The following is an 18786-nucleotide window of genomic DNA, read 5'->3' as shown; positions in this document are numbered from 1 at the left end:
CTCCCCGAAACTGAGTTACTGCCTACCCTACGTTTAGCGGCTGTTTTCCCAAAAAGAGGCGTAAAACAGCAAAGCGTGAAAACTTCGTCCTTCCGTTTTAAGCCCGTTTTCCTGAAAATGCCGCTAAACCAAAAGTTCTCCTCTGCAAAAGTTCACCGGTGGCAAGAACAGGGAGAGCCATTTAAGAGAGAAACCGTAAGGAAAGAAAGCGCCTGCTCGTGCTGCAATCTACCTGCCTTGTACAAGAACAGAAACTGGTAAACAGAGGCCGGGCCGGTGACGGAAACATTGAAACAGACCAACCTTATGGAAAACCTGACGGAAAGCACCCTGCACCACCTGATCAGCCAGCTAGAAGCCTTGCTGCAAGAGGCCGAGGCGCTGGAGCGGGAATATGCCCCCCAGTTGGAGCAGGTGCATCCCGCGTTTAAAGAAGGCAGTAGAAATCTGCTGCATTACCTGGCATTCCGGAGCCATGACATCAGGTCGCTACAGACGGAACTGTCGCGTATGGGGCTCTCTTCGCTGGGGCAGGCCGAAAGCCACGTGCAGGCCACCTTGATGGCCGTCCTGAACCAGTTACGCCTGCAGCTGGCCTATCTTACCAACACCAAACCCCAGATTTCTCCTTTGCCATCCGGCGGCACCAACCTGAAGTCCCATATCACCGCACTGCTGGGGGAGCCCGCCCCTGAGAGAGAAGCCCGGATCATGATCACTTTTTCCGCCGACATGGTGGAGGATTATGAGCTAGTGCGCGATCTGCTCAAAGGAGGCATGAACTGCGCCCGTATCAACTGTGCCCATGACAATGCCCGCGTCTGGGAGAAAATGGTGGCCCAGATCCGAAAAGCCGAGCAGGAGGTAGGCCGCCGCTGCATCATTCTGTTCGATCTCATGGGCCCCAAGCTCCGCACCGGTTCCCTGAAACCCGGCCCCAAAGTAGTGGCCATTCATCCGCAGATTGACGAACTGGGCGAGGTGGTGGCTCCGGCCAAGGTATGGCTGGCCCCCAAAGGCGTACCCGCGCCGGAACGGGTGCAGGCTACCTTACGGGTCTCGTCTGCCTGGTTAACCCACGCTACCCAACAAACAATCATCACCTTTAAAGATACCCGCCGCCGAAAACGCACCTTTACCCATCTGGAGCGGATTGGCAAGGGCGTCCTGGTGCACCTGCGGCAGTCGGCGTACGTGAGCAGCGGCACAGAACTGCAACTGGTGCTGCCCACGGGCGAGGTGCACCGCGAAGTGCTGGGCAATTTGCCGGCCATGGTGAAACCCCTGAACCTGAAAACCGGGCAGGAGCTGAGAGTGAACCGCCCGCCCATTCCCGGGGAGCCCGGCCAGTATGACGAGGAAGGAAACCAGGTGAAGCCCGCCCATATCTCCTGCACCTTGCCCGAGGTGTTCAGCCGGGTGAAGGCCGGGGAGCCCATCCTGTTTGACGATGGCGAGATTGAAGGCGTCATTGAGGAAGTCTCGCCCGATTTCCTGCGCGTAAAGATCACCGCCGCCGATGAAGACGGCAGCAAACTCCGCCCCGACAAAGGCATCAACCTCCCCGAGAGCGATCTGCAGCTGCACAAACTCACTTACAAAGACCGTGAAGACCTGGCCTTCGTGGTGAAACACGCCGATGTGGTGAATCTTTCCTTCGTGAACCATCCCGAGATGGTGGAGGAGCTGCAGCAAGTGCTGGAAGAGCACCAGGCCGGGCACATCGGGATCATGCTGAAAATAGAGACGAAGGCCGCCTTCCGCAATCTGCCGCTGCTGCTGCTTACCCTGCTGCGGAAACATCCCGCGGGCATCATGATCGCGCGGGGCGATCTGGCCGTGGAACTGGGCTGGCAGCGGCTGGCCGAAGTGCAGGAAGAAATTCTCTGGATCGCGGAAGCCGCCCATCTGCCGGTGGTCTGGGCCACGCAGGTGCTGGAGAAACTCACCAAGAAAGGCCGCCCGTCCCGCGCCGAGATCACCGACGCCGCCATGGCCCAGCGCGCCGACTGCGTCATGCTGAACAAAGGCCCTTACATCCTCAAATCCCTGTCCTTCCTAGATGACATCCTCAAACGGATGCAGGAACACCAATACAAGAAAACATCCCTCCTCCGGATGCTCCGCGTTTCTGACCTGGACGGCAAGCTGGGACATGAGTAAGGCAGAGTGTGATTGGATGATTGCGAGATTGAATGAGAGCGGAAGAAAGAGCGGTTGATAGACTGGAGAAGAGTGAGATTGTATGAACAGCTAGTTAATCAAAGCTGCCACTAATGTTTTGTAATGATCTGTTTGCATAGAATTGCCCACCCCTTGCTACTCAAGGGAATAGGGATGTTATGTTCTCTTTCAATGTTTTGGTTCCTTTGTGAAGGCATTGCAGTTACTACACAGTTTGAGCCTCACGGCTCACTGAAGTTGCAAACTTCAGCTCATTCCTGGTCCAAGTTGGAAACTTGAACCAGGAATATTTTGTGAACGTAACGGCCCTAACTCGGAGGAAGGTGCTCACGTTAGGCAAAACTCCCCTCCTCGGAGGGGGAAGGGGTGGGTTCAAAAGCTGTGATAATCACAACCTGCGTTCGTGCATGGAAAGTCACTCTATTGAAAGCAACTCCACCTTTATCCCTCTATTGTCATCCTGAAAGGACCTTGTGGGCGAACCACAAACCCGTAGCTCCTTGTCATAACTTGCTGCACAAAAAGAGAAGCGTTTCAGGGCTGTTTTCACAAAACTGGCCCTGAAACGCTTCTCGCAATATGTTCATTACCGCCAACGCAGCAGAAGCAACTTACTTCAGCTGCACCTTGGTGGCGCCGTAGCCGAACTTCTCTTTACGGGCATCCTCATAGAACTTGATGTGCGGGTTCCGGCTGAGGACCTTCTGGATTTCCTTTTTCAGGACGCCGTTGCCGGTGCCGTGGATGAAGATGATCTCGTGCATGTTGGCCGCCACCGCCCGGTCCAGGTTGTCCTGGAAAACGCCCAGCTGGTGCCGCAGGATCTCAGAATTGCTCATCTGCTTGGGGTCCTTAGACATCCACACCTCCATAGAGCTGGCGCCGTTTATCCCCAACGAGTTCGTAAAGGTGTCAGAGAGCGGGTTGAGCGAGGCGGCCAGTATTCTGGAGTTGCGCCAACACGGTTTTGAAGGCTTTCTGATGGGCGAGACGTTCATGCGCCAGAGCCATCCGGAGAAGGCCTGCGCCGCCTTTGTGGAGGAACTGAAAAAGCTGCACGTGGTGAAGAACCTTTCCTTCTCTTTGTAGGCAGTTTTCAGAAAACAGCTCCTAAACTCAACGGGCCAAGCTTTCCTGACAAAGAATGCTGGCTTTGTGCCCCGATGCCGTTTCGGGCTCCTTTTTAGGAAAACAGGCCTGAAACGTAACCTCGCAGCGAATGAGTTTTGCTCTTTCCTTGCTACCCCAGATTAGACAGACAGACTTAATACAAAATAGAATGCCATATAGAAACCTTAAAATAAAGGTGTGCGGCATGAAGTACAGCGAGAACATTGCCGAGCTCCTGTCTCTTCAGCCAGATTACGTCGGGTTTATTTTCTACGAGAAATCGCCGAGGTACATTTCCACGCAATGGGCGGTTTTCTCGTCCGTTTTCCCGAAGGGAACCATCAAAGTGGGCGTGTTTGTAGACGAGGAACCGGAGGTGATTCTGCAGAAAGTGACTGATCTGAGCCTGGAGATGGTGCAGCTGCACGGGCAGGAAACGCCACAAGTGTGCTCGCAGTTGAAAGATGCTGGCCTTACGGTCATGAAGGCCTTCAGGATAGGCGATGGGTTCGATTTCGAACAGCTGCGGGCCTATGCCAGCTGCTGCGACTATTTTTTGTTTGATGCGAGTGGCGCTCACCCCGGCGGAAACGGGGTGCGGTTCAACTGGCAGATGCTGGAGAAATACACCCAAGAGGTTCCGTTTTTCCTAAGCGGAGGCATTGACTTGGAGCATCTACAGGAGATCAAAGCGCTGCGTCTGCCGCAACTTTATGGCCTGGATTTAAACAGCAAGTTTGAGATACAGCCCGGCCTGAAAGATATCTCGCGGCTAAAAGAATTTATTGAAGAACTAAAGGCATAAGCTTTAAAAGATAAGAAGTTACAAAACAATTTACAGGTTTTCTGGCTTCTTGCACTAGACAACAGAACGAATGGAATACGGAGTAAATGAACGCGGCTATTATGGCCAATTTGGCGGGGCTTTCATCCCGGAGATGTTGTACCCCAACGTAGAAGAACTGCGGGAAAAGTATCTGTCCATCATCCAGGAGCCAGAGTTCCAGGCGGAATTGCAGGAGCTGCTCCGCGACTATGTGGGGCGGCCCACGCCGCTGTATCACGCCAAACGGCTCTCGGAGCGGTACAACACCAAGATCTACCTGAAGCGAGAAGACCTGAACCACACCGGTGCCCACAAAATCAATAACACCGTAGGGCAAATTTTGCTGGCCAAACGCCTGGGCAAGAAACGCATCATTGCCGAAACCGGCGCGGGGCAGCACGGCGTGGCGACGGCCACGGTCTGCGCGCTGGCCGGGCTGGAGTGCATTGTGTACATGGGCAAGATTGACACCGAGCGGCAGCGCCCCAACGTGGAGAAAATGCGCCTGCTGGGGGCCACGGTTGTGCCGGTGACCTCCGGGTCGCAGACCCTGAAAGACGCCACGAACGAGGCCATCCGGGACTGGATCAACCACCCCGAGGACACGCATTACATCATCGGCTCGGTCGTGGGGCCGCACCCATACCCCGATATGGTGGCGCGTTTTCAGTCCGTTATTTCAGAAGAGATCAGAAAACAGCTGCTGGAGAAGGAGGGACGCGAATTACCAGATTATGTGGTAGCCTGCGTGGGCGGCGGTTCCAACGCGGCCGGTGCTTTCTACCATTTCCTGGATGAGCCGGAAGTGAAACTGATTGCCGTGGAAGCGGCGGGCCTGGGCGTAGACTCCGGGCACTCGGCGGCTACCTCGGTGCTGGGTAAAACCGGCATCATCCACGGCAGCAAAACCCTGCTCATGCAAACCGAAGACGGCCAGATTACCGAGCCGTACTCCATCTCCGCCGGACTGGATTATCCGGGCGTAGGACCGCAACACGCGCATTTGGCGCAGACCGGCCGCGCCCGTTTCATCGCCATCACCGATGCCGATGCCATGGAAGCCCTGCGGGAACTGAGCCGATTGGAAGGCATTATTCCAGCCATTGAAAGCTCGCACGCATTGGCCGCCCTGAAGGAAATCAACGCCGGTCCCGAGGACGTGGTGGTGCTGAACCTCTCCGGCCGCGGCGACAAAGACCTCAATACCATTCTTACTTACTTTGAACAACAAGATGGAGCACAATAGACTCACGCGCCTGTTCCGGGAGAAAAGCGGAAATCTACTCAACATTTACTTCACGGCCGGTTACCCCAAACTGGAGGACACCGTCACCATTCTGGAGGAACTGGAAGCCGCCGGGGCCGACCTGGTGGAGATCGGCATGCCGTTCTCTGATCCTTTAGCGGATGGTCCTACCATTCAAGCCAGCAATCAGGTGGCCCTGGAGAACGGTATGTCCATCAAGATGTTATTGCAGCAACTGGAGCAGGTGAGAGAGAAGGTGACGCTGCCCATTATCCTGATGGGCTACCTGAATCCGGTGATGCAGTACGGGTTTGAGCGGTTCTGCGAAGACGCCGCCCGCGTTGGCGTTGACGGCCTCATTCTGCCCGATCTGCCTTTCGCCGAGTACGAGGAAGAGTACAAGCCCATTCTGGAGAAACACGGCCTCAGCCTCATTTTCCTGATTACGCCGCAAACCTCTGAGGCCCGCATCCGGCAGATTGACGCGCTCACCAATTCGTTCATCTACATGGTGTCCAGCGCCAGCACCACCGGCAGCCAAGTACAAGCCAGCGATTCGCAGCAAGCCTATTTCTCCAAGGTGCAGAAGCTCGGCCTAAAGAATCCGCTGCTCATCGGGTTCGGGATCAGCGACCGGCCTTCCTTTGAAATGGCCTGCCTTTCGGCGCACGGCGCCATCATTGGCAGCGCGTTCATCAAAGCCCTGCAACAACCTCAGGAAGTGCGGCAGAACGTACGTTCCTTCTTGCAAACCCTGAGATAGTTTTGCCGATGTGTAGATGGGGAGATTAGGAGATTTGGAGATTTGGAGATTTGTAGATTTGTAGATTAGGAGGGGGATGATGGAAGGGATGCTTCTCTACTAGTGGTTCCCGGCGAGTCTGGAGACTCGCATCATCCTTTGTCACGAGACCGGAGTCTCGCGCCAGGTTGAGTTGGAGGCGATTTGGGCCTGCTTTCTGTAAAACAAGCCCAAAACACAACTACTTAACTTCCCTCTCCTGCGGCGAAGTTTAGCCTTTACTAAATCATCTCATCACCACATCCTCTCATCATCACATCTTCAAATCTCCTCATCTTCACATCTGCAAATCTCCCAATCTTCACATCTCCAAATTCCCCAACACCACCTCTTCAAATTACAGAAACCATGCTTATTCAGTTACGATCAGATATTCGTCCAGAGGACAAAGCGGCTATTGTTGACAAGGCCAGAGAATTGAAGTACAAGACCACTGAGGTGCTAACCCAGGCCGGGCATTACCTGGTGGGCACCGGCAAGGCAGAGTTTGACGTGCGCGCCATCGGGCATTTGCCGGGCATCAAGGACATCCACATCGTGTCAGACGATTATCGGTTGGTTTCCCGAAAATGGAAGGTAAACCCCACGGTGATTGATTTCGGGGACGGGCTGCGGGTGCAGGAGGGGGAGTTGACCATCATGGCCGGTCCGTGCTCCATTGAGAACGAAGACCAGATTGAGAAAACCATCCAGCACCTGGTGGCCAACAACGTGCGCTTCATGCGCGGCGGCGTGTTCAAGCCGCGTTCCTCGCCTTATTCTTTCCGGGGGTTAGGGTTGGAAGGCCTGAAGCTGTTCTATGACATGTGCCGCGCCCACGGCATCAAGATTGTGACCGAGGTGATGCAGGTCTCCCAGATTGCCCCCATGGAGCCGTACACCGATGTTTTCCAGGTAGGTGCCCGCAACACCCAGAACTTCAACCTGCTGGATGAACTGGGCAAAGTTGACAAGCCGGTGCTGCTGAAGCGAGGCATCTCCGGCACCATTGATGAGCTGCTGTACTCCGCGGAATACATCTTCTCCGGCGGAAACGAAAAGCTGATGCTCTGCGAACGCGGCATCCGGACGTATGAAACGGCCAGCCGCAATACCCTGGACCTGAACGCCATTCCCATCCTGAAGGAGAAAACGCACCTGCCGGTGATTGTAGACCCCTCGCACGGCATCGGCATCCGGGAGTATGTAGAACCCATGGCCCTGGCTGCCATCATGGCCGGAGCCGATGGCATCATCTATGAGACCCACGAAAAACCCGAGGAGGCCGCCTCAGACGGAGCGCAGACACTCAGCTTCACGGAGTCTGAACGCATGATCAAAAAAATGCGGAAAGTGTTTGATCTTCGCCAGGAACTGGTGTAGGCATTGGTCAGTAGGGGCAGGGCGTTCCCGTGGAATTGGGTTGCTGCTCCACCAGATACTTCATTCCGTTCCAGGGCAGTTTAAAGAAAAACGGCTGAAAACAGATTGGGGATAAAAATCTTGTTCTCTGTTTCTGGCCTAGTTTTTAGAAAAGACGCTGAAAGCGAATCAGATAGAAAACGCCTGTTAGGATGAAGGCCGAAAACCTTGCTAAAATGCCTAAAAACGGCCTTTCTGATGCATCCATTTTTTAGAATCACCAGTATAAGGCACTAGAAAGCCAGGGTGAGACTTCGGTTAGAGAGCGGTTTTAACCTAATCTGGTGAAAACTGCCCGAAAACGGAGATGATAAAAAGATATAAAATTTCTTGTTTTGAATATTGAAGTTTTATATATTCGTTCCAGTTATGAAAACATTTGCCCAATATCTCATTATTGTCAATTGCAAACCGTTCGCGATGCGAACCGGAGCGGGTACAATATGGGCAAAAACTAACTGATTCCGTTAGAAAGTAATCAACCTCATATGAAGCCTGGCTCCGGTAACCCGAAGTCAGGCTTTTTTTATTGTCATAAAACCATGTATCAGCAACAGTATCACCACTACAGTATCAGGCAACAACAGACCTGGAACATCTTGTACACGAAACGGGCAGAAGCTCTTTCTGCAGTGGTCTCCGCGCCCTTTTGGCAAGGAGTGAATGCACTGGAACTGAAAGCATATTTTATTCCGGAGTTCCAGAAGGTGAATTTCCTTTTGCAGCGCCTCACCGAGTGGGAAGTAGTGGCCGTGGAAGAACCGCTTCGGCCGCGCCAGGTGCTGAGCCGCTGGGCCAAGCAGAAGTTTCCGGCGGTGACTACGCTGCGGCAGCACCCCGAGGTGGATCTGCGTCTGCTATCGGGCAAGGATCTGTTCCAGGACATGTTCGGGCAATTGCCCTGGATTCTGCAACCCGAGGTTGCCGATTTCATGCAGCGGTTGGGCGCGTTGTCGCTGCACTACAAAGACCCTGCGGCTACTGACTTGCTGTGGCGACTGGCGCAACATGTGCTGGGTAACGGCCTGTTGCGCGATGCCCAGGGGGTAGTCACGTTGTTTGGTGCCTACCTCATCTCCAATGCCGCCGAATCTGCCTTGGCTTTGCAAAGCGAGAATGCCTGGCACCCCATCGTGCTGGATGAAATACTGGCCCTGCCTTACAAAGCGGGAGAAACCCCGGAGGCCTATTTCGTGCTGGAAAGCCTTTCTTATCTTACCCGTTTGGTGGAGCAGCTGGAGAAAGAAGGCATCCCGGTAGCGGACATCCCGGCGCAGTGGCAAATGCTGGCCGGTTAACCAGTGTCAGTTTCAGGCCTATTTCCTGAAAAAGAGGCCCAAAACGGATGCTTTATCGGGAGATGAGAATCCATCGGTGATTGGGTTATCTTTCAAATTGATTGAAATCAAGAAGCGCCCCTGGGTGAAGAAACTGCTGTTTTCTTCGCCCGGGGGCGCTTCTGCTTACTCCACTTGTCAAAAACTGAGCTGATTACCCCACGAAGACACTCAATGCCAGAACTCCCAATAGCCCTACCACAGAAACAATGGTTTCCATGATGGACCAGGTGGCAATAGTGTCTGGGATGCTGAGGCTGAAGTATTCTTTGAACATCCAGAAGCCGGGGTCATTCACGTGCGAGAACATGAGGCTGCCCGCGCCCGTGGCCAGCACCATCAACTCGGGGCTCACGCCGGTGGCGGCAATCACCGGCAGCGTGATGCCAGCGGTGGTAATGGCCGCCACTGTAGCCGATCCTAGGCAAACCCGCAGCAGCGCCGCAATACTCCAGGCCAGCAGCAGGGGAGAAAGGGACATATCCTTTACCAAGGTGGTGATGTAATCTCCTACGCCACTGTCTACCAGCACCTGTTTCAGGGCGCCTCCGCCGCCAATAATCAGCATGATCATGGCGATGCTGCTGATGGAACCCGTCAATAGCGCCATGATCTCGTCCATCTTCCGGCCGCGGCTGATGCCCAAGGTGTAAATTGCCAGAAACACCGATAACAGCAACGCAATGGCGGGGTCACCCACTACCTCCAGCACGCGCCGCAGCGGCGAGTCTTCTGGCAGCAGCGCGCTGGCCAACGTTGCCATAGCCATCAAAATCACCGGGAAAACGGCGGTGAACACGCTCACGCCGTACCCCGGCATTTCCTCATCGGTGAAGATTCTGGGAGCGGCCAAGCCAGCCGGAGGACTGGCGTTGAACCGGCCCAGGAAACGGGTGAAGAGCGGCCCCGCGATGATGATGGCCGGAATAGCCACCACCAGTCCATACATGAGCGTGAGCCCGATATCGGCCTGGTAGATGACGGCGATGGAGGTGGGGCCGGGGTGCGGAGGCAGATACCCGTGCGTCACCGAAAGCGAGGCGGCCATGGGAAGGCCCACGAACAAGAGCGGTAAACCCGTAGAGGCGGCCACGCTGAAGACCAGCGGAATCAGCAGTATAAAACCGGCGTTGTAAAACATGGGCAACCCCACCAGGAAACCCGTCAGGATCATGGCCCACTGAATGTAGCGGATCCCGAATTTACGGATGAGGCTCAATGAGATGCGCTGGGCCGCGCCGCTGTCAGAGATGAGCGTCCCCAGCATAGACCCGAACCCGATGATCAGGGCGATAGACCCCAGGGTGCTGCCAATCCCGTTCTGCACGGAGTTGATGGCCTCTTTGACGGGCATCCCTTCGGCCACGCCTAAACAGAGGGCCACCACAATCAACGATAAGAAGGCATTCAACCGAAACAGAACCATCAACACTAACAACGCTAAAACGGCGGCGGCAACAAGGAGGAGCGGCATAGGGAAGACGGTATCGGTTTTAAGGCTTCTTTTAAATAAACAGGGTTAAAGTAGTCGCGATGGTAAAATCAGTTCTTAGGAAAGGAATTGAGGTGCTAGAAGATAGCTTCTGTAAGGTAATAAAGTTTTACGTTCCGGTGCAACGCTGCCCAAATTTGGTAGTATCGTAATTGGATGCACGTTCGTTTTGCGCCTCTTTTCCAAAAAAGAGGCCTAAAACCGCTGCAAAAAGAAAGGTCTTCCTTTTAGGGCCGTTTTACAGAAACTACCCCAAAAGGAAGACCAGAAAAGAATCAGCGGGAGGCTACAGAACTCCCTTTAGCACCTCCCACACGTTGGATGCCAGGATCTTCTGACCTTCGGCCGTGGGATGGACGCCATCGGCCTGGTTCAGGGAACGGACTCCGCCCACGCCCTCCAGTAGGAAAGGAACCAGCGCCATGTTGTTCTGCTCGGCCAGCTGCCGGAAAATCACCCGGAACTCACTCGCGTAAGCCCCGCCCATGTTGGGGGGAACTTCCATGCCAGCCATCACCAGTTTGGCCTCGGGGTACTTCGCTTTCACCTTGTCTACAATGGCTTGCAGGTTCTTCTTGGTCTCGGTGGGCGGAATGCCGCGCAAGCCGTCATTAGCCCCCAGTTCCAGGACAAACACATCTACGGGTTGGCGCAGGAGCCAGTCAATGCGGTTCTTGCCGCCCGCCGAGGTTTCGCCGCTGAGCCCGGCGTTGATAGCTTTATAGGGCAGATTCAGGGAATCTATTTTTTTCTGGATGAGGGCCGGAAACGATTCTGACGGGTTCAGGCCGTAGCCAGCCGTGAGGCTGTTTCCGAAGAAGAGAATGTTTTTCATAACGGGGGGCGCTTTTTTAGCGGTTTCACTTTCCTGGTCTGATTTCACCTCGTCCTGACTTCCGTTTCCGGAGCAGCCAGTACCCAACCAGACGAAGAGCAGCAGGTAGAGGATTGGATGTTTATACATGTTGTATCGGTTTCTTGTTCACGTGCAAAGAAAGTACTTATACCTTATTTCTGGCGTTTGAGGTTTAAACAATGGATTTTAAATCCTGTTCTGTAATTTACCGCTGGCGGAAACGCCCGTAAACCTATTACCTTTCAATGAACCCTTCGCCCGTGGCTTCCATACTGCACATCCAGGATCTTACCAAAACCTACCAAAGTACCGGCAAAACCTTAACGGTGCTGGACAACATCAATTTCACTGTGGAAGAAGGCTCCACCAACGCCATTGTGGGTCCCTCCGGCAGCGGCAAAACAACCCTGCTTGGCCTTTGCGCCGGGCTGGACCGGTCCAGCTCGGGCATGGTGGAGCTCAACGGCATCCGGCTAGATTCCCTCAACGAAGATGCCCGGGCGCAGGTCCGGAACCAGTACGTGGGCTTCATCTTCCAGAACTTCCAGTTGCTGCCCACCCTTACCGCCCTGGAAAATGTGATGGTTCCCCTGGAGCTGCGCGGCGAGAAGCACATCAAACCCCGGGCCCTGGAGCTGCTGGACAAAGTAGGCCTCGCCGACCGGAGCCACCATTATCCGGCCCAGTTATCCGGGGGGGAGCAGCAGCGGGTATCGCTGGCCCGGGCGTTCTCCAATCAGCCCAAAATCCTGTTCGCCGATGAGCCCACCGGCAATCTGGACGCCGAAACCAGCGAGAAAGTGGTAAAACTGATCTTCGACCTAAACCGCGAAGCCGGAACCACCCTGGTGCTGGTGACCCATGACGCTGAACTAGCCGCCAAAACCCAACGCATTCTGCGCGTGAAAGGCGGCAAACTCATTTCAGACGAAAGAACCTTGGGTTAATGTGCTAATTGATTCATGTGCTGATGTGCTATTAATGAAAAGCGATGAAGCTTTGATTCTGTAAAAGGCAAATGAAGCTTAAACTCACCATCCCGTAAATACTGCTTTTTAAACAATCTACTTCAAAGTAGCATATCAGCACATCACCTTATTAGCACATCAGCACATTAAATAATTAGCACATTAGCACATCACCTCATTAGCACATAAAAAACAGCACATTAAATAAATGAACAATCTTAATTTCCCGTGGCTGGTGCAGATGGCGTGGCGCGATAGTCGGCGGAACCGCTCACGGCTGTTTCTTTTCATTTCGTCCATTATTCTGGGCATCGCGGCGCTGGTGGCCATCTTTTCCTTCGGCTACAACCTGCGGGCAGACATTGACAACCAGGCCAAAGAACTCATCGGGGCCGATCTGGTGATCACAAGTAACCGGCCCGTGAACCCAAAGATGCTTCCCTTGCTGGACTCGCTGGGAAACCGCCGCTCCAAAGAACGTAGCTTTGCCTCCATGATTCTGTTCCCCAAAAACCAGGGAACCCGATTGGTGCAGATCAGGGCGCTGGAAGGACAGTTCCCGTATTACGGGGCACTGGAAACGGTGCCCGCGGCGGCGGCCCAGAGCTTCAGAGACGGACAGCAGGCGCTGGTAGACAAAACCCTCATGCTGCAGTTCGATGCCCGCATCGGCGACTCCATCAAGGTGGGGGAGGTCACGTTTCAAATTGCCGGCATTCTGAACAAGGCCCCGGGCCAGACGGGCATCTCGGCTACAGTGGCACCGGCGGTTTACATTCCGTTGCGGTACCTTCCGCAAACGGGGCTTGAGCAGAAAGGGAGCCGCATCAATTACCTGTTCTACTACAAGTTCGCCCCCAACACCGATGTCAAAAAGCTGGTGGAGCGTTTAGAGCCCCGTTTGGAAAAAGAGGCCCTAAACACCGAGACCATTGAAACGCAGCGCGAGGAGATGGGGCGCTCTTTCAAAGATTTGACCAGTTTCCTGGCCTTGGTGGGTTTCATTGCCTTGCTGCTGGGCAGTATTGGCGTGGCGAGCGCCATTCACGTGTACATCCGGGAGAAGCTACGCTCCATTGCCATTCTGCGCTGCCTGGGCGTGAGCGGAACACAGGCTTTTCTGATTTACCTCATCCAGATTCTGGGCATCGGGTTGCTGGGTTCCATCATTGGGGCGGCCTTGGGCACGCTGGTGCAGCAACTGTTGCCGCAGGTGTTACAGGATTTGCTACCCGTGGAGATTACGGTGGGCGTGTCCTGGCTGGCCATTCTGCAAGGCATCGGGCTGGGGCTGATCATCTCCTTCCTGTTTGCCTTGCTGCCGCTGGTGAGCATCCGTAACGTTTCTCCCCTGAATACCTTACGCATCTCCTATGAAAGTACCAGTTTATTTAAAGATCCGGTGAAATGGGGCGTGTACGGCCTAATTCTGCTGTTCATCTTCTCTTTCACCTATCTGCAAACCCAGAAATGGAAAGAAGCGGGATACTTCACCTTAGGCGTTCTGGTCGGCTTTCTGGTATTGGCGGGCATCGCCTGGGCCTTGATGTGGGCCGTGCGGCGGTTCTTCCCGGAGTCGCTGAGTTACACCTGGCGGCAGGGACTGGCCAATCTGTTTCGGCCGAATAACCAGACGTTGATCCTGATCATCTCCATCGGGCTGGGGACCGCTTTTATCAGCACCTTGTACTTCGTGCAGGGCATTCTGCTGAACCAGGTGACCTTGTCAGCGAGCGAGAACCAGCCTAACATGGTCTTGTTCGATATCCAGGGCGGACAGCGGCAGGCGGTGGCCCAGTTAACCAAACAGCAGGGATTGCCGGTGCTGGACGAGGTGCCCATCGTGACTATGCGGATAGAAGAGATCAACGGCAGAACCGCCGAGGATGTGAAGGAAGACAGTACCTCCGGTGTCTCGCCGCGGGCCTTCCAGCGGGAGATCAGGTCTACCTTCCGGGGCCAAATCACTGAGTCTGAAAAGGTGGTAGAGGGCAAATGGCGCGGGAAAGTAGCCTCGCCCCAAGATACCGTGTACGTATCTCTGGATGACCGGTACGCCGAGTGGATCAAGGTGAAAGTTGGGGATCAGATTGTGTTCAACGTGCAGGGGGCGCTCATCCCCACGGTGGTGGGCAGCCTGCGTGAGGTGGACTGGAACCGCATCCAGACCAACTTCCGGGTCGTGTTTCCGGAGGGAGTCCTGGAGGAGGCGCCGCAGTTTCATGTGCTCATCACGCGGGTAGGCTCGGCCCAGGAATCGGCTAAGTTCCAGCAGGCGGTGGTGCGCCAGTTCCCCAACATCTCCATCATTGACCTGGAGCTGATCTTGAGCGTGATGGACGAGTTGCTGGACAAGATTGGCTTTGTGATCCGGTTCATGGCGGCGTTCAGCATCATCACCGGTCTGGTGGTGTTGATCTCCTCGGTGCTCATCAGCAAGTACCAGCGCATGCAGGAAAGCGTGCTGCTCCGGACGCTGGGTGCCAACCGGAAGCAGATTTTCGCGATCACGGCCCTGGAGTACTTCTTCCTGGGAGCCTTGGCCGCCGGAACGGGTATTGTGTTGTCGTTGGTGGGCAGCTGGGCGCTGGCCAAGTACTCCTTTGAGACCATCTTCACGCCAGAACCGCTGCCTATTCTGGTGCTGTTCCTGGTTATTTCCACGCTGACCGTGATCATCGGGCTGTTTAATAGCCGGGCCGTGGTGAACCAGTCTCCGCTGGAAGTGCTGCGCTCCGAAGGGTAAAGAAGGAAACGTTTGCTGGTGCGCCTGCTTTGGGGCTGTTTTCTGAAAAACGGCCCCAAAGCAGGCGTTGTGGTTTAGTACCGTAGCCCGATTTTCTGGTAGATGAAACTCAGCAGCCACACCGGCCCGATGAGCAGAAACTGCAAATCTTTCAGAAAGGACGGTTTCTTGCCCTCAATCTTATGCCCGATGAACTGCCCGATCCAGGCCACTACGAAAATGATGAGGCACAAAGCCCAGAGCGGCAGTTGTTGCACCTGGTCCAGCTGGTACACAATCCAGAGGAAAAAGGCCGTGACCAGCACCATGCCCACCGCCAGGCTGGGTGACAGGGCGAAGTAGTAGAGCATGCAGAGCAGCACGAATAGAATGCCCCAGTTGAAGATGAAAGGCAGGTCCCGCAGGAAGGCCGGCACGGGTATGGCCCAGATCAACCCCACCAGGCTGATCATGATGGCGGGCACGCAGATCCAGTGGATGAGTTTGTTTGTGCCGTTGCGGTGGCTCTCGGCGTACTCTTCTAGCAATTGATGAATGGCAGCCATGGCTCTTTTTTATAGGAAGATACAGCTTTTAAGAAAGGAAGTAAAGAGGCTGAATAGGGGAAAAAGCCAGAAAAAAGCAGTTTCTCATATGCGGTGGGTTTTTATTTGCGCCGGATGGGTTCTGGGAGCCCGCACGTGGGAATGGAGTTTCGCTGCGTTGCTGCGAGGGTAGTCTGGAGACTACCCGGCATCCGGAGGCACGAGTCTGGAGACTCGCGCCAGTTCCTACAAGTTACAATTTACAACTCAGGACTCAGGACTATCGACTCAGAACTCAACCGTCTGTGGTGGCTGGATTTGAGGGTGTTTTTAGAAAAGGGGCTTAAAACGGGAAAGCGGGCAGAATGGGGCAAGACGGTGCGGTTTTTGCCTTACAGCGGCTAAATGCCTACTTTTGGACGATATTACCAATCAGGATCACATGAAGAAAACACAGATATCAATACCGGCGCTGCTGCTGGCGGCTTTGCTGGCCGGCAGTTGTTCGCAGAAAAATACCCCGGCCGCGTCGGCTTCGGCCGCTTCTATGATGCCCGGCGAGGCCAGCGTGGTGAAGAACCAGGAACTGGGCACCGTGAGCCAGACTTCGCCGCCGCAGGTGATACAGGGAGATTCGGCCTTTAACTACGTGACCGAGCAGTTCGCTGATCTCCGGATTCTGCGCTACCGGGTGCCGGGTTTTGAGAACCTTTCCGCCAAACAGAAGGAATTGCTGTATTACCTCTACGAGGCGGCGCTCTCCGGGCGCGACATCATCTACGATCAGAACTACAAGCACAACCTGCGCATCCGCCGCACCCTGGATGCATTGGTGCAGAACAAGCGCGACCGGTCCACGTCGCCGGATTGGGAGAAGTTCATGGAGTACACCAAGCGCGTGTGGTTCGCGAACGGCATTCACCACCATTACTCCGCGAACAAGATCATGCCGGAGTTCAGCCAGGAGTACTTAGCGGCCGCTATCCGTAAGGTTCCGGCGGCCAAGTTGCCGTTGACCAAGGGCGAGAGCGTGGAGAGTTTCATCAAATGGATCACGCCCATTCTCTTTGATCCGAAGGTGGATGCCAAGCAGGTGAACAAAGCCGCCGGCCAAGACTTGATCAAAACCTCGGCCGTGAACTTCTACGAAGGTCTGACCCAGAAGGAAGTTGAGGCGTTCTACGCCAAGAAAGAAAACAAGAACGATCCGCAGCCCGTCTCCCACGGCCTCAACTCCAAAGTGGTGAAGGAAAATGGCCAAATCACCGAGAAAGTCTGGAAAGTGGGCGGCATGTACGGCCCCGCCATTGAGCGCATTGTGTTCTGGCTGGACAAAGCCGTGACCGTGGCCGAGAACGACAAGCAGCGCCTGGCCCTCCAGAAACTGGCCGAGTTCTACCGCACCGGCGACTTGAAAGCGTTTGACGACTACAACATTGCCTGGGTGAAAGACGTGGATTCCCAGATTGACGTGGTGAACGGTTTCATTGAAGTCTACGATGATCCTTTGGGGCTGAAAGGTTCCTATGAATCGGTGGTGTCGTTCCGCGACGAGGAAGCGACCAAACGCATCAAAGCCATCGGTGACCAGGCGCAGTGGTTCGAGGACAACTCTCCGTTGCTGCCGCAGCACAAGAAGAAGAACGTGGTGGGCATCACCGCCAAAGTGATTACCACGGTGGTGGAAGGCGGCGATGCGGCTCCGGCCACGCCCATCGGCATCAACCTGCCCAACGCCAACTGGATCAGAAAAGAGCACGGCTCCAAATCAGTGAACCTGGGCAACATTGTGCACGCCTACAATGAATCGGCGAATACGGGTGGCAGTGCGCTGAGTGAGTTCGCGTTCAGCCAGGAGGAAATCGACCGCGCTAAAAAATACGGTTCTCTGGCCAGCGACCTCCACACCGATATGCACGAGGTGATCGGGCACGCCTCGGGGCAGATCAACCCGGGCGTGGGCACGCCCAAGCAGACCCTGAAAAACTATGCCAGCACCATGGAAGAAGGCCGCGCCGATCTGGTGGCGCTGTATTACGTGATGGACCCTAAGCTGGTGCAGATTGGCGTGATGCCTTCCCTGGATGCCGGCAAAGCCGAATACGATGCCTACATCCGGAACGGTCTGATGACGCAGCTTTCCCGCCTGGAGCCTGGTGAGAAGATTGAGGAAGACCACATGCGCAACCGCCAGATGGTGGCCGCCTGGGCGTTTGAGAAAGGCAAGAAAGACAACGTGATTGAGCGCGTGACCCGCCAGGGCAAAACGTATTTCAAAATCAACGACTACCAGAAACTGCGGGAACTCTTTGGGCAACTACTGCGCGAGACGCAGCGCATCACCTCAGAAGGAGACTTCAAGGCGGCTCAAAATTTGGTGGAAACCTACGGCGTGAACGTGGATCAGGCGCTGCATAAAGAGGTGCTCCAGCGCTACAGTAAGCTGAATATTGCGCCGTACAGCGGCTTCATCCAGCCCAAACTTACCCCGGTGGTGAAGGACGGCAAAGTAGTGGATGTGCTGCTGGTGTACCCAGACAACTTCACGCAGCAGATGCTGGAGTACGGCGAGGTGTACAACTTACTGCCGCATTATAACTAGAAGCTCCGTTTTAAGCTCCTTTTCAGGAAAACAGCCCTAAAACAGAATTGCCTGACGTAGATCAGGCAATTCTGTTTTAGGGCTGTTTTGGTAAAAGAAGGGCTAAAGCGAAGTGTTCTGCGGAAGAAGGCCTGTCTGCAAGATGCGGGCCGTAACCAGCAGTTGGCCCACGTGGCGCTGGGTGTGTTCAGCGGCATGGAAGAGCAGCCCGGCCACGGTAGACGGAATCTGGGCCCGGCCCACGCCTCTGGCCTCGGTCAGCGTTTCCTGATCGGTTGCCTTGATCTGGAGAAGGGCTTTGTCTACCTGCGCCTCAAAGTTGGCGATCAAATCCTGGACGGTGGCTCCGGCGGCGGGCGGAGTTCCTTCCTGCCGAAGGTAGGCGAGGGCCTCGGGGGAGAGTGCCTCTGCCCGGGCGTACGTCAACAGCCGCTCCAACACGCCCGTGAGGTGCTGCAGGTGAAAACCCACCGAGGCGACTCCAGCGGGCTTTTCCCAGAGCAAGTGGTCCGGGAACCCCTCCAGATGGTCTCGCACCTCTTCACGGGCCTGTAACAGGGCATGCGCCACCGGTTGCAGCAGGGCGGGCACCTCGGGGAGTGGTCCTCTGAGCCAGACTTCCAGTTTCGGTTCGTTTTGCATGTGTTTTTCGTAAAAATGCTTTAAAACAGAAATGCCCGGTCATGTGACCG

At 55.0% G+C, this 18786-nt stretch carries 15 protein-coding genes; 10 read left to right on the top strand and 5 right to left on the bottom strand.

The window, feature by feature from the left end; translation table 11 throughout:
* Positions 1 to 306: 306 nt before the first annotated feature.
* The gene (locus H7U12_RS11130) at positions 307 to 2163 is read left to right on the top strand and encodes a pyruvate kinase (protein WP_186637483.1); all 1857 of its coding nucleotides are present in this window, start codon (positions 307 to 309) and stop codon (positions 2161 to 2163) included.
* Between the two features lie 632 nt (positions 2164 to 2795).
* On the opposite strand, the gene H7U12_RS11125 is transcribed toward H7U12_RS11130, so the two are convergent.
* On the bottom strand, positions 2796 to 3023 hold the full coding sequence (locus H7U12_RS11125) for a Smr/MutS family protein (RefSeq protein ID WP_186637703.1): 228 nt from the start codon (positions 3021 to 3023) through the stop codon (positions 2796 to 2798).
* A 4-nt stretch (positions 3024 to 3027) separates the two neighbouring features.
* Between H7U12_RS11125 and H7U12_RS11120 the strand changes: the two genes are divergently transcribed.
* The 6 genes from H7U12_RS11120 (at position 3028) to H7U12_RS11095 (ending at position 8867) form a co-directional block, all read left to right on the top strand.
* Positions 3028 to 3273, top strand: coding sequence for a beta/alpha barrel domain-containing protein (locus H7U12_RS11120; protein WP_241749311.1), 246 nt, complete (start codon positions 3028 to 3030; stop codon positions 3271 to 3273).
* Between the two features lie 190 nt (positions 3274 to 3463).
* The gene (locus H7U12_RS11115; protein WP_186637481.1) at positions 3464 to 4099 is read left to right on the top strand and encodes a phosphoribosylanthranilate isomerase; all 636 of its coding nucleotides are present in this window, start codon (positions 3464 to 3466) and stop codon (positions 4097 to 4099) included.
* Positions 4100 to 4169: 70 nt separating this feature from the next.
* Positions 4170 to 5366, top strand: a complete 1197-nt coding sequence (gene trpB / locus H7U12_RS11110; RefSeq protein WP_186637480.1) for a tryptophan synthase subunit beta — start codon at positions 4170 to 4172, stop codon at positions 5364 to 5366.
* On the top strand, positions 5353 to 6129 hold the full coding sequence (trpA, locus tag H7U12_RS11105) for a tryptophan synthase subunit alpha (RefSeq protein ID WP_186637479.1): 777 nt from the start codon (positions 5353 to 5355) through the stop codon (positions 6127 to 6129). Before trpB ends, trpA begins: the two co-directional genes overlap by 14 nt.
* A 387-nt stretch (positions 6130 to 6516) precedes the next feature.
* Entirely contained in the window at positions 6517 to 7530 is a 1014-nt protein-coding gene (gene aroF / locus H7U12_RS11100) for a 3-deoxy-7-phosphoheptulonate synthase (RefSeq protein WP_186637478.1), read from the top strand.
* 581 nt (positions 7531 to 8111) lie between these two features.
* Positions 8112 to 8867, top strand: coding sequence for a hypothetical protein (locus tag H7U12_RS11095; RefSeq protein WP_186637477.1), 756 nt, complete (start codon positions 8112 to 8114; stop codon positions 8865 to 8867).
* A 193-nt stretch (positions 8868 to 9060) separates the two neighbouring features.
* On the opposite strand, the gene H7U12_RS11090 is transcribed toward H7U12_RS11095, so the two are convergent.
* On the bottom strand, positions 9061 to 10380 hold the full coding sequence (locus H7U12_RS11090; RefSeq protein WP_186637475.1) for a gluconate:H+ symporter: 1320 nt from the start codon (positions 10378 to 10380) through the stop codon (positions 9061 to 9063).
* 304 nt (positions 10381 to 10684) lie between these two features.
* A complete protein-coding gene (locus tag H7U12_RS11085) occupies positions 10685 to 11362 on the bottom strand; it encodes an arylesterase (RefSeq protein WP_186637472.1) in 678 nt (225 codons plus the stop codon).
* A gap of 152 nt (positions 11363 to 11514) precedes the next feature.
* On the opposite strand from H7U12_RS11085, the gene H7U12_RS11080 reads away from it, so the two are divergent.
* Together H7U12_RS11080 and H7U12_RS11075 are read left to right on the top strand one after the other, a co-directional pair.
* Entirely contained in the window at positions 11515 to 12201 is a 687-nt protein-coding gene (locus tag H7U12_RS11080) for an ABC transporter ATP-binding protein (protein ID WP_186637469.1), read from the top strand.
* A gap of 229 nt (positions 12202 to 12430) precedes the next feature.
* On the top strand, positions 12431 to 14968 hold the full coding sequence (locus tag H7U12_RS11075) for an ABC transporter permease (RefSeq protein WP_186637465.1): 2538 nt from the start codon (positions 12431 to 12433) through the stop codon (positions 14966 to 14968).
* Positions 14969 to 15042: 74 nt separating this feature from the next.
* On the opposite strand, the gene H7U12_RS11070 is transcribed toward H7U12_RS11075, so the two are convergent.
* Positions 15043 to 15513: an Mpo1 family 2-hydroxy fatty acid dioxygenase gene (locus H7U12_RS11070; RefSeq protein WP_186637454.1), complete on the bottom strand. Its 471-nt coding sequence runs from the start codon at positions 15511 to 15513 to the stop codon at positions 15043 to 15045.
* A 421-nt stretch (positions 15514 to 15934) separates the two neighbouring features.
* Between H7U12_RS11070 and H7U12_RS11065 the strand changes: the two genes are divergently transcribed.
* Positions 15935 to 18094, top strand: coding sequence for a dipeptidyl-peptidase 3 family protein (locus tag H7U12_RS11065; RefSeq protein WP_186637452.1), 2160 nt, complete (start codon positions 15935 to 15937; stop codon positions 18092 to 18094).
* A 102-nt stretch (positions 18095 to 18196) separates the two neighbouring features.
* On the opposite strand, the gene H7U12_RS11060 is transcribed toward H7U12_RS11065, so the two are convergent.
* Positions 18197 to 18736 carry a DinB family protein gene (locus tag H7U12_RS11060; RefSeq protein WP_186637450.1) on the bottom strand — a complete coding sequence of 180 codons (540 nt, stop codon included), beginning with the start codon at positions 18734 to 18736 and terminating at the stop codon, positions 18197 to 18199.
* Positions 18737 to 18786 lie beyond the last annotated feature (50 nt).

Origin of the sequence: Rufibacter sediminis, from assembly GCF_014269285.1 — a bacterium.
GTDB classification, from domain to species: domain Bacteria; phylum Bacteroidota; class Bacteroidia; order Cytophagales; family Hymenobacteraceae; genus Nibribacter; species Nibribacter sediminis.
Note: the sequence above shows the minus strand (reverse complement) of the source record. Positions and strands in the feature narration are given on the sequence as shown.